This is a genomic window from Bradyrhizobium sp. USDA 3262 (genome assembly GCF_054060035.1).
The window spans coordinates 7,890,319-7,903,349 of the sequence record NZ_JBSSCT010000001.1 but is presented as its reverse complement, the minus strand read 5'-3'; the positions used below and the strand labels follow the sequence as shown (position 1 = coordinate 7,903,349).

Here is a 13,031-nt window from a genome sequence, read left to right as displayed (position 1 = left end):
AAGGCGATAGGCCGCAACGCGGAGGGTTGATCGCATGACCGCACCTGTCTGTCTGATATCCGGCGTTGGGCCGGGCACCGGTTCGGCGCTCGCCCGGAGATTCGCTGAGGGCGGATATCGCGTCGCGCTGCTCGCCAGGAACGAGGCGCGTCTTGCCGCGCTTGAGCAACAGCTGCCGGGGGCTAAAGCCTATCGGTGCGATGTGTCCGATCCCGCGCAGGTCGAGGCGGTGGCCTCGGCGGTGGAGCACGATCTCGGCAATCCCGCCGTGGTCATTCACAACGCCGTCGGCGGGGCGTTCGGCACCTTCCGCGAGATCGATCCGGAGATTCTCAATCGCAACTTCCAGGTCAACACGATGGGACTGCTTTACCTGGCAAGGCGGTTCGCGCCGGCGATGATCGGTGCGGGCAAGGGCGCCATCGTCGCGACCGGCAACACCTCGGCGTTGCGCGGCAAGGCCGGCTTCGCGGGGTTCGCGCCGACCAAGGCAGCGCAGCGGATTCTCGCCGAGGCGATGGCCCGCGATCTCGGGCCGCAAGGTGTTCACGTCGCCTATCTCGTGATCGATGCCGTGATCGATCTGGAGTGGACGCGGAAGCGCTGGCCGGATCGGCCGGACGACTTCTTCATCAAGCCGAAAGCGATCGCGGACGAGGTCTGGCACGTCGCCCATCAGGATCGCAGCGCGTGGTCGTTCAATGTCGAGATCAGGCCGTTCGGCGAAGCCTGGTAGCGCTGCGCGGCGGTTGCAGGAATTGGTCAATTCATAAAAGCTCAGGAGGAATTTCATGGTGTTGAAGACGTTTGCCGTGTCCGTTGCGATGCTCGCGGCGCTTGCCGCAGCTCCAGTCCGCGCCGAAACGCCAGGGGTCTCGGAGTCGGAAATCAAGGTCGGAGCGACGTTTCCGTTCAGCGGCCCGGCGTCGCCGCTCAGCAACACCGGCAAGGGCCTCATCGCCTACGTGCATTCCGTCAACGACCGCGGCGGCGTCAACGGCCGCAAGATCAACCTCATCACCTATGACGATGCCTACACGCCGCCCAAGGCCGTGGAGCAGACCCGCAAGCTGATCGAGAGCGACGAGGTGGCGTTCCTGTTCAGCCCGCTCGGCACGCCCGGCATCGGCGCGACCATCAAATACGTCACCGCGAAGAAGGTGCCGCATCTGTTCGTCGTCAGTGGCGCGACCAAGTTTGCGAACTTCACCGAGTTTCCGCTGACCACCACGGGGCTGCCGAGCTACAACACCGAAGGTAAGATCTACGCAAAATACATCACGCAGACGGCCCCCGATGCGAAGATCGCGATCCTCTACCAGAACGACGATCTCGGCCGCGATTTCGTGACCGCGTTCAAGGAGGTGCTGAAGGCCGATTTCGACAGGAAGGTGGTGACGTCTCCCTATGAGGTCACCGAGCCGACGATCGAATCCCGCGTGGTGACGCTGAAGGCGTCGGGTGCGCAGGCGTTCCTGATCGCCGGCACGCCGAAATTCGCGGCCAGGCGATCAAGAAGGCGAACGAGATCGGCTGGTCGCCGCTGACCATCGTCAACTACGTGTCGAGCTCGGTCTCCGCGACCATCGTGCCGGCGGGGGCGGACAAGGCGGTGGGCGTTGTCGTGGCGACCGTCACCAAGGATCCGAACGACAAGAAGTGGGCCGACGATCCCGGCATGAAATGGTATCGCGCCCATTTCGAGAAATATCTTCCCGGCGCCGACATCGGCGACAACAATTATCTGTTCGGCACCCAGCAGGGCCAGATCCTGGAGCAGGTGCTGAAGCAGTGCGGCGACGACCTGTCGCGCGAGAACATCGTCAAGCAGGCGCGCAACATCAGGGGGCTCGTGCTGCCGACCCTGATGCCGGGCATCACCATCAACACAGGTTCGGACAACAGCATGGCCTATACGCAGCTTCAGCTGCAACGCTGGACCGGAAGCTCATGGGAGCAGTTCGGCGGCGTGCTGAGTGCCGACCCGAACTGAGCCGGGCCAACCGAGGTGCTAGTGGAGCCGACGTGCGATCGGCTTCGCCAGCGTGTTTTGCCACTCCCGCTGCGCCGGCCGGTCGCTTGACCGCAGGCTGTTCAGCAAGGCGGTGGTCTTCGGCTGGACCCGCGAGCCGTCGATCACCTCGAGCTGGCCGCAGCGGTTGAGCGTGTGCAGCTTGCGTCCGGTCCACAGCGGCCCGGGCTTGAGCAGATGGCGCACGGCCTGCCGGTAGGTCGTCGGCGACAGTTCGAGCACTTCCGCAAGTCCGAGCCCCGCGCCGTATCCGTTGCTGCAGTCCTGCACCGGCCGCCACAGCTTGCCGTTGACGGTCACGAAATTGCCGGCGGGTCGCGTCGTCGCGCGATCCATCAGGATCGGATTGCTTGCATGCGGCCGCCAGGGGCCGAACAACTGCTCGGCGTAATAGATCGCCAGCGTGTCGGAGTATCCGCCGGTGCCGTCGCGCCAGGCTCCGAACATGTAGTAGAGGCCGTCATGCTGCGTGATGGTCGCGTCGGCGAGTTCGAGCCCGGACAGCAGCGCGCCTTGCCGTTCCCACTTGTCGGGAAAGCGCACGCATTTGTAGATCGGGACACCCCGATGCGCGGTGCTTTCCGGGATCATCCACAGTTCGCCGTTGTTCTCGATCAGGAACGGGTAGGACAGGTGCCACGGCTCTTCGAGGACCGGCAGCACCGTGCCGACCGGACCGCTGCCGTCGAATTCGATCGCGGAGATGATGCCCTTGCCGGTCCGGTGGTCGAGGTCTTCGAAGAACACGAAGGTCCTGCCCTGCCATTTCACCGGGACCGGATCGGCATAGAAGTGATTGCCGGGATCGCCGAGCACGTTCCAGGCAGGTCCCGACAGGTCACCGGTCCGCCAGACGTCCGCGCTCTCGGCGTAGCGCCAGCCGACATGCCAATGCGGCGCGTAGCAGCAGAGACGATAGATTTCCTTCGCGATCGAGGTCGCGACGCCGCGCACGACAAAGGGCGCGGGGTTTCGCGGCGCGCTGCCGGCCGCCGGCGCAGCCAGTTGCGGGACCAGCCGCGGAGCCCCCGACAGGATCGGCGGCAGCATGGACAAGGTGCGCGCCATGACTGTTTCGAGCCCGCCGCTCAGGCCGGCGGCGATTTCCGCTGAGGGATGGCCGCGGTCCATCACCGTGCCGTCGAGCTCGTTGACGATTTCAATCACCGGCAGGTCGCCGGCGAGAATGGCGGCCAGCGCGGCGGCTTCGCCCGCCTGTCCGTTGAAGCGTGGCCGGAGATAGAGCCTGGCGGAGCAGTTCGGGTCCCGCGCGGCCGTGGTGAAGTCGACCACCACATCGGGGTTGCCCTTGCGCGGTCGTTCCGCAATCGTCTTCAGCCTGTCGGCATCGCCGGCCTTGCCCTTGCGCAGCACGATGCGTTCGAGTTCGAACAGCATGTCGAGGCCGGCGGGCCTCGGCCCCGGTGTCGCAGTCCAGGCGATTTGAACGGGAATATCTTGATCGCTGACGCGCAGCGTCTCGCGACGCATCCAGAGTCGCGCCTGCGCGCGATCGCAGCGAAACTCGATAATCATGTCCAGTCCAATTTCCTAGTGCGCGTCCACTCCCACGGCATTGCCGAGAATGCGGACGTATTCCTCTATCATGGCATCCAACGAATAACGCGACTTCAGGCCCACGGCACTTTGCCGCAGCTGGTCGCTCAACAAACGATCGGTCAGGACTTTCGCAACGGCGGCCGAAAACTCGGCCTCGTTCGCAGCGTCAACGAACACCGCGGCAGGCTGTCCCTGGTAGGACAGCACCTCGCGCAGCACGGGCAGATCGTTGACGACGCAGGGAATGCCGGCGCTCGCGGCTTCCACCGCGGCGAGGCCGAAGGTTTCGGCCTGCGTCGGAAATACGAAGACGTCGAGGCACGCCAGGAAATCGGCCATCTGGCGCGGTGGAATCTCGCCGATGAAGTGCAGCCGGTCCGAGACTTTCAACTCGCTCGCCAGGGCTCGCAGCCGTTCCTCATCCGCGCCTTGTCCGGCGAGGGCAAGATGCCAGGACTGGTCGGAGGCCAGCAGGCGAATTGCCGCATCGAGCCGCTTGTGTGGATGCAGCCTTGCCGCGCAGCCGAGCAGCGTGCGATCCGGCGGCAGCTTGAACCGCTGCCGCGCGACGTCCTTCGGCAGGCTGCGCGACTTGTCGTCGAAGCCATGCGGGACGTGCGTCATGCGCGAGCGATAGGGCGCAGGATAGCGGGCGTATTCACGTTCCATGTCGCGCGAATTCAGCGTGATGCACTGGAAGAAGCCGGTCGAGCCCATGATGATGTCGGCGGCGCGCACCGGCATGCTCATCGACATCGCCGAGGACACCTGGTTGGCGATGACAGGAGCGCGGCTGACGAGGCGTGACACGCCTCCGCCGATCACATTGCCGAAGTGCTGGAAGGTCAGCACGACATCGGGCCTGAGGGTCCTGAGATGACCGGCGAGCGTCCACAGCATCCGCAGCAGCGCCAGCGGATTTCCCGGGCGGCTCGGCGCGCAATAGAATGTATTGGGCGGCTCGTCGAACGAATCCGATTTGCGGAAGAAGAACAGGTTGGCGACGTCATAGCCGCGCGCGGTGAGGCCCGCGCCGACCAGCCGCGATATCTCCTGCGCGCCGGCGTTCTCGGCCTGGGTCTGTACCAGGACGACACGCAGCTTTGGCTTGCTCTCGTTCGATTGATTGCGTGATGCGGTCGATGCCTCGCGCAATTCTGTGCTTGGCCTGTAATGGAGCACGGCTTCCTCACCCGTCGAAGGAGTGGAGACGGCTCCCTCGCTCTTGCGCGCGTGCTTATCACGCGAAGCGCGCTCGTACACCGAGTAGCGCGTGTTGAGGTTACTGCTCATTTAGTGCGGTCAGACATCGCCAGCAATCGAGAGCCATTGTCTCACACAAAGGGTACAGCCGGCTCGTTAACTAATTGGTTACGGCCGCATGAAGAGGGGGTAACCGCGGATTAACCATAGATATTTACGTTGGGGCAGTACTGTCAGTTGAATTCGAGTCACAGCCTCATGAAGTTCGGTAACCGCGTAGGCTCGAGCCGTTCCGAAGCCACGGAACCCGCCGCGTCGTGGGAAACTGCCGGCGTGCCGGCCAGCCAATCCTCTGCGGAAACCACCAAGGGCGTGCTGAGCATTCCCGGCGGGGTGGCATTTTTCCGCGAGAACGGTCAGCGCATTCTGATGCTCGCCGCGGTGATCTTCGCGGTCGGCGTCATTCTGCTGATGTTGATTCCGGCGCGCTATGCCGCGACCGCGCTCGTCGTGGTCGACCCGCGTGAGCAGCGCGTGACCACCGACCAGGACGTCCTGCCGGGGATCGGTCAGGATGCGGCAGCACTGCAGAGCTATGTCGAGATCGCCAAATCCGACGGATTTCTCGGGCCGCTGATCGAGCAACTCAAGGTCGCCGAGGACAGCGACATCTCCGGCGGCAGGACCGACCCCACGCGCCTGCTCGACCGGTTTCGCAACCGGCTCGACATCTCCCGGCGCGGATTGACCTATGTCATCGCCATCAAGTTCACGTCCAACGACCCGCAGCGCGCGGCGTATTACGCCAATGCGGTGGCTGAGGCGTTCGTCGCCAGCCAGCGTGGCACGCGCAGCGTGGCGACCGACGAGGCCGCCGACTGGCTGAAGAGCCGGCTCAAGACATTGGACGACCGCTTGCGGTCTTCGGAAGATGCCGTTGCGAAGTTCAAGCTCGAGCACCGGATCGTCAACGCCGGCAAGGAATCGACGACGCAGCAATTGCGCGTCACCGATCTGACCCAGCAGGTCGCCGCCGCGCGCGCCCGTACCGAGGAGGCCAAGGTCCGCTATGAGCAAATGCAGCGCGACCTGAAGGCCAATGTCGACGGCCCCGTCAAGCAGGACCTGCTGAGTGCGCTGCGCGCCCAGCGCTCCGCGCTCAACGACCAGATCGCACAGAAGCGCGGGGTGCTGGGCGACCGTCATCCAGACCTCGTGATGGCTCTCAGCCAGCTCAGCGATCTCAACCGACAGATCGAGATCGAGCGGAAGAAGAACATCGACACCGCGAAGTCGGAATATGAAGCGCAGCGCGATCAGCAGAAAGCGCTCGAGGATCAGCAGAAGGCGGTCGAACAGCAAATCCTGGTCGACGGTCAGGCGCTCGTCAAGCTGCAGGGATTGCAGCGCGACGCCGATGCCAACAAGAATATCTACGAGCAATTCCTCTCGCGCTACAAGACCACCGACGAGCAGCGGCTGCTGCAGAGCTCGCAGACCAAGGTCGCATCGCCCGCGACGCCGCCGGTGCGCTCGACGCTGCCGCCGCTTCCGCTGTTGCTGGTCGCGCTCGCGATCGTCTCGCTGCTGACGTCGACGGCGATCGTCGCCGTTCCCGGTCTGAATCTGAAGCAGCTCCCGATCAAGGCCATTCCGCCGCTTCGTCGGGCCGAGGCGCCTGCACCGCCGGCGCCCGCCGCGCCGCAACCCGCGCTGCCGCCGGGATTGCCGGTGCTGGCCCGCATTCCCAACATACCGTCGCCGGACGCCGTCAGGAGCGTCTGGCAGACCCCGATCGCGACGACGGCCGAGCCTGAACTCACTCCGCATCTTCAGCTGCTGATCGAGAACATCGAGCAGCTGCCGGGAGACCACGGCAAGGTGGCGCTCCTGCTGTCGGTTGAGGGCGGCGCCGGCGGCAGCACCGTCGCACGGTCGCTGAACCGATCCGCCGTCAAGAACGGCACGCTCAGCGTCCTGATCGAGATGGAATCCAGGCGCGCCGAGGCCGCGCCGCCGCAAGGATCGGGGATCATCAAGGCCGATCTGCCGTCCGTCGTCGAACTGCTGGGCGCCAGCAGCAAGACGCCACCCTATCCGCCGGACGATATTCGCGCCGATTTCGGCCTGATCATCGTCGACGCATCGTCGCTTGCCCTGCAGCCGGCCGCGGTGGCGCTGGCTGCCCATGCCGACCTCGTGATCCTCGTGGTTCGCGAAGGGGCTGCCAACTCGGCTGCGATCGGCAAGGCGCGGGCCGATCTATCCGGGTATGGTTCGGTCCCGACCGCGCTGGTCGTCAATCGCGTGGCGGTCAATGCCGCCGTTCGCGGTCCCCAGGACGAAGCGCTGGGCCTGGCGAGCTGAAGGCGGTACGGCTGGAGCTAGAGCCTTTTCCGTTCCGATAGTATCGGAACGCGGTTCTGGATCCTTGTTTTGACGCGTTTTCTTCACGCGAGCCGGTATCCACTCCGCTCGAAAAACGCTTCTAGTCGTTGCTGTCCGCAACGCGGACCGCGTAGGCGTCACCTTTCGACGGCCACAGATGCGACAGCACCAGAATGGATGGGTCGACGCCGGTCCGCCGCCGGCACAGCACGTTGAGCGCGATGGTGGCGACGACCAGCGAAACCGTCGCCGAGATCGCGGCGCCGAGCACGCCGAGCCAGGGAATCAGCACGACAAATCCCAGCAGCCGCAACGCCACATTGGCTGCGACAACGGGAACGTAATCGCGCTCATGGCCTGTCAGCTGCAGAACAGCAGCAGAGGGCCCGCCCGCCGCCTGGAAGGCCGTTCCGATCGCGAGCACGATCAACACCCACTGCTGCGCCGCAAAGTGCGGTCCGAACAGGCCGAGCAGATGGGGGGCGCCCACCCAGACAATGACGAGGCCGCTGAGCACGCAGAGCGCGGTCACCTCGGCCATCAGCTTCAGCGTATGTTCGAGCTCGTCGTGATTCTTGCTGAAGTACAGCGAGGGGAGCCGGCGCGCGCCGAACGTGTACAGCGCAGCCGACAGCATGGCGAAGATGTTGGCCAGCCGCGAGGCGGCGAAATAGACGCCGGCGGTGGCCGGATCCAGCATCCAGTAGACCAGGATGACGTCGAAATACTGGTTTGCCGCTTCGAGAATGGACGCGAGCCAGAACCGGAAAGCGCTCTTGTTCCAGCGCGAGGTCTCGAAGCGCGCCGTGACCGACCGCAGGTTCGGCAGCACCCGCACGATCGATACGATCTGCACGACGAGCCCGAGGGCCATGGCGGCCGACATCGCGCTGAACAGCTCGGCGGGGGTGAGCTGCCGGTGGCCGAACAGCACTGCGATCAGGAACAGGACGACGGCGACGCGCCAGAAGAACTCCCGATTGCCTTCGCCCATAAGGATGCTGACCAGGGATCGCGCGATCTGGCTGCCGAGCATGAGCCCTGCATTGACCGCGGTGAACGCCGAGACCGACAAGATCAACAGCCACCACTCGCCGCGAATGCCTGCCACCGCGGCGATCGCGGCGATCGAAATCAGCATCCCGATCGCTGAGTTCCTCAGGCTCGTCAGCAGCACACCCTTGGTGAAGGCGGTTTGGCCGCGCACCTCATACTCATTGAGAAACCGAACCAGGAGCAGCTCCTGGCCGACCAGGCCCACGACCGAGGCGATCTGGGCGACAGAGAGCAGGGTTGCGAAGTCTCCAAACGCGTCGGGCGTCATCGCCCGCGCGGCGAGCGAGAACAACGCGAATGCGAGCCCGCCACTACCAACCTTGAGCAGGATGGTCCCGGCAACGCCGCGCGTGACGTCGCGCCGTAACAATTGGAACACGGAGGCAATCACCAGAGATGTCTCAATATCCAGTCGGGGCTGTTGACCGTAGCAATCGGTGAAGCCTGGAGTGTTAATGTTCTCTTGCTAAGATTCCGTTCCTTTCGAATGGCTTCCGGGCCCAACGCAGTTGTGAACGGGGCCAGGTCGCGTTGCTCCATTCTGGAACGGCGCCGTGTGCCCTGTCTCCAAACGGCGCAGGTCGGATTTGCCTCCGGCGCCCGGTCCAGTGGCGCGGACCTTGCCGGATGGGACTGCGCTTGCGCGTCAACGCCATTTGTCGCTGCTCCATGGCCTGGCAATCGCCTCGCCATCCCGCTGCGGATCCTGCAAAGGTTCAGTTTCATGGCCGACCGTCGTGCAAGCCATGTGCCGAGAGACCGCTGATCGTGGTCCGGACGTTTTCATTAACCTCGATTCTGGAACTCGCCGTGCTCGATCGGCAAGGCGGCAGCGCAGGCAAGGAAATTGCAGTTCTGCGGCCAACCAGAGCTTTTCCCGTTCCGATGGAATCGGAACGGGGCTCTAGATTCTTGTTTTGACGCGTTTTCTTCACGCGAACCGGTATCCACTTCGCTCGAAAACGCTCTAGCCGTCGGAGCGGACAAACATGATTGCCGAGAAAAGTGCGACCAAGCCGATCGTGGCCTGCGAGGCCGAGGTCATCGAAGCGGACGTCGCAATTGTCGGAGCCGGTTTGGCAGGCTCGCTTGCAAGGGCTGTGCTCGCCCGGGCCGGGTACCGGGTCATCCTGATCGACAAGCGTTCGATCCCGCCGGATGAATTCCGCGTCGAGAAGATCGCCGGACGGCAGATCGATATCCTGCGCCGCCTCGGCTTCATCGACGACGTCGAGGCCATTGCCGCGCCTTATGACCGGGTGCTCAACATCAGGAGCGGCAAGCTGGTCGATATCGGCGTCGGCCGGTCCTACGGGATTTCCTATGCCAACCTCGTCAACATGGCACGCGGCCTGACGCCCGATGCGTCGAGCTTCCTGCTCGACCAGGTGACCAATGTCAGCTGCAGCGAGCAACGTCAGCAGTTGACGCTGGCCTCGGGAAAACGCGTCGTCTCGCGCCTGGTCGTTCTGGCGACCGGCATGGCGACCGTGCTCGGCCACAGTCTCGGAATGCGCCGGCAGATGCTTGCCGCGCGCCACTCGGTCTCGTTCGGCTTCACGATCGCACGGCCGGACAACGCGCCGTTCGATTTCGATGCGCTGACCTGCTATGGCGAGGAGGCGGCTGACGGTGTCGACTATCTCAGCCTGTTTCCGATGTCGGGCGGCATGCGGGCGAACCTGTTCATGTTCCGCGATCCGACCGATCCGATCATGCGCGAGCTGCGCCGCGACACCAGACGGACACTGCTTCGCCTGATGCCGGGATTGCAGCCCTATCTCGGCGATTTCGAGGTGGTCGGCCAGGTGCAGAACTGGGTCATGGATCTGACTGTGACCGAGGGCCACCTGCAGCCGGGCGTCGTGTTGATCGGCGATGCGTTTCAGACCAATTGTCCCGCAGCCGGAACCGGCGTTGGCCGACTGCTGGTGGACGTCGAACGTCTTTGCATGGACTATGTGCCGCGCTGGCTGGAGACCGCCGGCATGGGCGTGGACAAGATTGCGCAGTTCTATTCCGATCGGGACAAGCTCGCCGCCGATCAGCACTCGCTGCAATTGGCGAACTTCCGCCAGGCCTTGACGTTGAACACCGGTGTGCGCTGGAACTTGCGGCGGAAGCTGCACTTCCTGCGCCGCATGATCACCCACCGGGTGGACCGGATTCATCCGGGATGGGTGATGCGCGTCCGCAGCGCGCTCCGCTAGGCGAGTCGTCGCGCCGAGATCATGTTCACAATGTGCTGCAGCGCGATGATGATCCGAGCCGATCTCATCGCGCTTTAGCGCGTGCCGGTCGAGGTGCGGACCGGCCTGAGGTCGGTCATACGCTTGGCGGCCAGCTTGATCCAGGGCGCCTGCTTCAAGGCAAACAGCGCGAGCGAGCCGGCCGCACTGCCGGCCTGCGTCACGGCAGACATCGGCGTCGGCTGACCGCCGAACTGCATCTTGTAGGGTTCGTCACCGATGGTGAAATCGAGCACGCGGTCGCCGCGCTCGACGCAATCCCTGGCGACGCTCTCGAATGTCAGCGCGCCGATCGATTGGCTCTTGTATCCCTCGATGTCGAACGCCGTCATGACGACGAGGACGCTGCCGCGGTGGACCAGCCCAAGCGCGGTGGCGATGACGCTGCCGTCCATCTTCATGGCGTAGAGCCGGGCAAAGGAGCCCATGCCGCGAAGCGCCACGCTCGAGTAGAAATCGAAATACTCCGGTCGCTGCAACAGGTCGCCATCACCCTGTTCGTGAAACCGCGGTCCGCGAAACTTTCTCATCGTCTCCATGGCTTCGCCGATGGAAGCGCTGTCGTCGCAGCATGAGAAGGTGAGTGTGCCCTTCTTGTGGATCTGGCGCCGTTTCTTTGCCAACTCCTTCTGATACGACTTTCCCAATGCATTGATCTGCCATTGCTCGAACGGCGCGACCAGGACCGTCGCGTAAGCATTGGTATCCATCAGGCTGCGATGGGGCGCGCCGAGCAGATTCTCGATCGGCATCCTCGCATCGAGCAGCTTGGGTATGCGCAGCAGGTCGAACGGCCGCAGCAGCTGTCGAAGCCTTTCGCAGGCATGCTGGTCTCGCAGCAGGTCGGTGAAGGTCGCGATGCTGCAGACCGGCGACAAATAGTCGGACACGCGGAGATCGGCGAATTCGATGGTGCGCATCGGGCCGCGCCGCACGCGCAGCATCGGCAGCACGGCCGCAAGCGACATGTTCGCACGATGGCGGACGACGACGACCAGCGGTCTGGCCGACGCGGCGGGAGCGAGCTTGCGGTAAAGGCTGTCCAGCCATAGCGGATGTTGGAAGGCGGTCGCGTCCGAGCCTTCAAATAGCTTTACGTACTCTTCAGACAGGAAGTCGAATGCGTCGTCGATGCTGACATCGAACGCGTCATCATTCTTGTTCATGTGAGACCAAACAAAACGACAGTTTCAAAGCGCCGATTGAATCCGGCACGCCGCCCTTATAGCAAAGGTCGATCGGCTCGGGCAGCGGCAGAATACGATTTGTATTAACGCAATGCGTCGACCCTTGCACATTGTTGCTGGGTCGAGCCGTTGCCGTCATCGTATCGACTGCGATCGGCCGTCAACTCAACGTGGCCGCGTCCCAGGGATCAGCATCGTTAACAATCCTTTAAGGATCAGCTCAATCGGGCCGTGGTGAGATAATCGCACACGGTCTGGACCGGATATTGCAGTTAAGGGCTCGCAAGTCCTGGAGTCCCGCCGAAATGCTGAGTCACAGCCAAAAAACCCGCGCTTCCTACGCAATTTCGTTCCCGCAGGCCGACCGCAAGCCGCCTCGGCGTCTCAATTCGGACATGGCTGCGCCACCTGTCCGGATTTGCGACATACCGCGGGCCGAGCAGATGTCCTCGGCGCCGGCGCAGATCGGATCATTGCCACACGGTGCGCGGGAGCGGCGTATCAATCCTGTCGGCAGGGCTGCGACTGCCGGTGTTCCCCGGGCCACCATCGGTGGGCTGCGGCTCGCCGTGCTCGATCGCGAGCAGACCGCCGAGTTCATGGTCGAGGCGGTGTATCCGAGCCGGCGTGCCAATCGTCCGCTGTATCTGACCTCCGCCAACGGCGAGGTGCTGTCGCGCTGCTCGACCGAGCCGATGACGGACCGGCTGTTCCGTACCGCCGACCTGGTCAATGCCGACGGCCAACCGCTGGTCATGGTGTCCAAGCTCCGGTCGCCGAATCCGCTTCCCGAGCGCGTCGCGACCACGGATCTGTTTCACGACGTCGCACGCAAGGCGGAAGAGCTCGGGCTGACCTTCTATCTGTTCGGCGCCAACGAAGCCGAGAACAAGGCTGCCATTGCCAATGTCCGCCGGGCCTATCCGGCACTCAAGATCGTCGGCCATTCGCACGGCTATCTGCGCGGCGACGCACTGCGGGCCAAGGTCGACGAGATCAATGCCCTTGCGCCTGATTTCCTCTGGGTCGCGCTCGGCGTGCCCTATGAGCAGGCTTTCGTCGACGAATTCATGCCTCGGCTCGGCAATGTCGGCGTCATCAAGACCTCGGGCGGGCTGTTCAACTTCCTGTCCGGCTCGCGGCCGCGTGCGCCGAGATGGATGCAGATCGTAGGTCTCGAATGGGCCTGGCGCCTGTGGCTCGAGCCGCGGCGGCTGTTCTGGCGCTACCTGACGACCAATCCGCACGCGCTCTATCTGCTGTTCAACCGCACTCGATCCTCGTCAGCGAAGGACTGACGCCTCTAACGAGTGCAATGTGCCGCTCCGATCCACCGGAGCAGCAGGCTCATTCCAT

8 protein-coding genes and 1 pseudogene are annotated in these 13,031 nt (G+C 63.9%); 5 read left to right on the top strand and 4 right to left on the bottom strand.

Translation table 11 applies throughout. The features are described from left to right. Window positions 1–34: 34 nt before the first annotated feature. Together ACVWYP_RS37315 and ACVWYP_RS37310 are read left to right on the top strand one after the other, a co-directional pair. The gene (locus tag ACVWYP_RS37315) at window positions 35–736 is read left to right on the top strand and encodes an SDR family NAD(P)-dependent oxidoreductase (protein WP_304496834.1); all 702 of its coding nucleotides are present in this window, start codon (window positions 35–37) and stop codon (window positions 734–736) included. A 55-nt stretch (window positions 737–791) separates the two neighbouring features. Continuing rightward, window positions 792–1,993: pseudogene (locus ACVWYP_RS37310) on the top strand (ABC transporter substrate-binding protein). An 18-nt stretch (window positions 1,994–2,011) separates the two neighbouring features. Here the strand turns inward: ACVWYP_RS37310 and ACVWYP_RS37305 are convergent. Next, window positions 2,012–3,568, bottom strand: a complete 1,557-nt coding sequence (locus tag ACVWYP_RS37305) for a glucosamine inositolphosphorylceramide transferase family protein (RefSeq protein WP_304496833.1) — start codon at window positions 3,566–3,568, stop codon at window positions 2,012–2,014. Between the two features lie 15 nt (window positions 3,569–3,583). Then, window positions 3,584–4,774 carry a glycosyltransferase family 4 protein gene (locus ACVWYP_RS37300; protein ID WP_304500373.1) on the bottom strand — a complete coding sequence of 397 codons (1,191 nt, stop codon included), beginning with the start codon at window positions 4,772–4,774 and terminating at the stop codon, window positions 3,584–3,586. 279 nt (window positions 4,775–5,053) lie between these two features. Here ACVWYP_RS37300 and ACVWYP_RS37295 point away from each other — a divergent pair, with 279 nt between their 5' ends. Further along, complete coding sequence (locus ACVWYP_RS37295) at window positions 5,054–7,162, top strand: GumC family protein (protein ID WP_304496832.1); 2,109 nt, start codon at window positions 5,054–5,056, stop codon at window positions 7,160–7,162. Between the two features lie 121 nt (window positions 7,163–7,283). Here ACVWYP_RS37295 and ACVWYP_RS37290 read toward each other — a convergent pair whose 3' ends face one another. Further along, complete coding sequence (locus tag ACVWYP_RS37290) at window positions 7,284–8,609, bottom strand: oligosaccharide flippase family protein (RefSeq protein WP_439711219.1); 1,326 nt, start codon at window positions 8,607–8,609, stop codon at window positions 7,284–7,286. Window positions 8,610–9,228: 619 nt separating this feature from the next. Here ACVWYP_RS37290 and ACVWYP_RS37285 point away from each other — a divergent pair. Beyond that, a complete protein-coding gene (locus ACVWYP_RS37285; protein WP_304496830.1) occupies window positions 9,229–10,449 on the top strand; it encodes an FAD-dependent oxidoreductase in 1,221 nt (406 codons plus the stop codon). Window positions 10,450–10,523: 74 nt separating this feature from the next. Here the strand turns inward: ACVWYP_RS37285 and ACVWYP_RS37280 are convergent, their stop codons facing one another. After that, window positions 10,524–11,654, bottom strand: coding sequence for a GNAT family N-acetyltransferase (locus ACVWYP_RS37280; RefSeq protein ID WP_304496829.1), 1,131 nt, complete (start codon window positions 11,652–11,654; stop codon window positions 10,524–10,526). A 464-nt stretch (window positions 11,655–12,118) separates the two neighbouring features. Here ACVWYP_RS37280 and ACVWYP_RS37275 point away from each other — a divergent pair, with 464 nt between their 5' ends. Next, on the top strand, window positions 12,119–12,973 hold the full coding sequence (locus ACVWYP_RS37275) for a WecB/TagA/CpsF family glycosyltransferase (RefSeq protein ID WP_051448067.1): 855 nt from the start codon (window positions 12,119–12,121) through the stop codon (window positions 12,971–12,973). Window positions 12,974–13,031: the final 58 nt, after the last annotated feature.

Excerpts from the sequence above, each read along its gene's own strand:
- ACVWYP_RS37280 (WP_304496829.1), bottom strand. The coding sequence starts at position 11,654 with ATGAACAAGAATGATGACGCGTTCGATGTCAGCATCGACGACGCATTC.
- ACVWYP_RS37305 (WP_304496833.1), bottom strand. The coding sequence starts at position 3,568 with ATGATTATCGAGTTTCGCTGCGATCGCGCGCAGGCGCGACTCTGGATG.
- ACVWYP_RS37315 (WP_304496834.1), top strand. The coding sequence starts at position 35 with ATGACCGCACCTGTCTGTCTGATATCCGGCGTTGGGCCGGGCACCGGT.
- ACVWYP_RS37275 (WP_051448067.1), top strand. The coding sequence starts at position 12,119 with ATGTCCTCGGCGCCGGCGCAGATCGGATCATTGCCACACGGTGCGCGG.
- ACVWYP_RS37285 (WP_304496830.1), top strand. The coding sequence starts at position 9,229 with ATGATTGCCGAGAAAAGTGCGACCAAGCCGATCGTGGCCTGCGAGGCC.
- ACVWYP_RS37295 (WP_304496832.1), top strand. The coding sequence starts at position 5,054 with ATGAAGTTCGGTAACCGCGTAGGCTCGAGCCGTTCCGAAGCCACGGAA.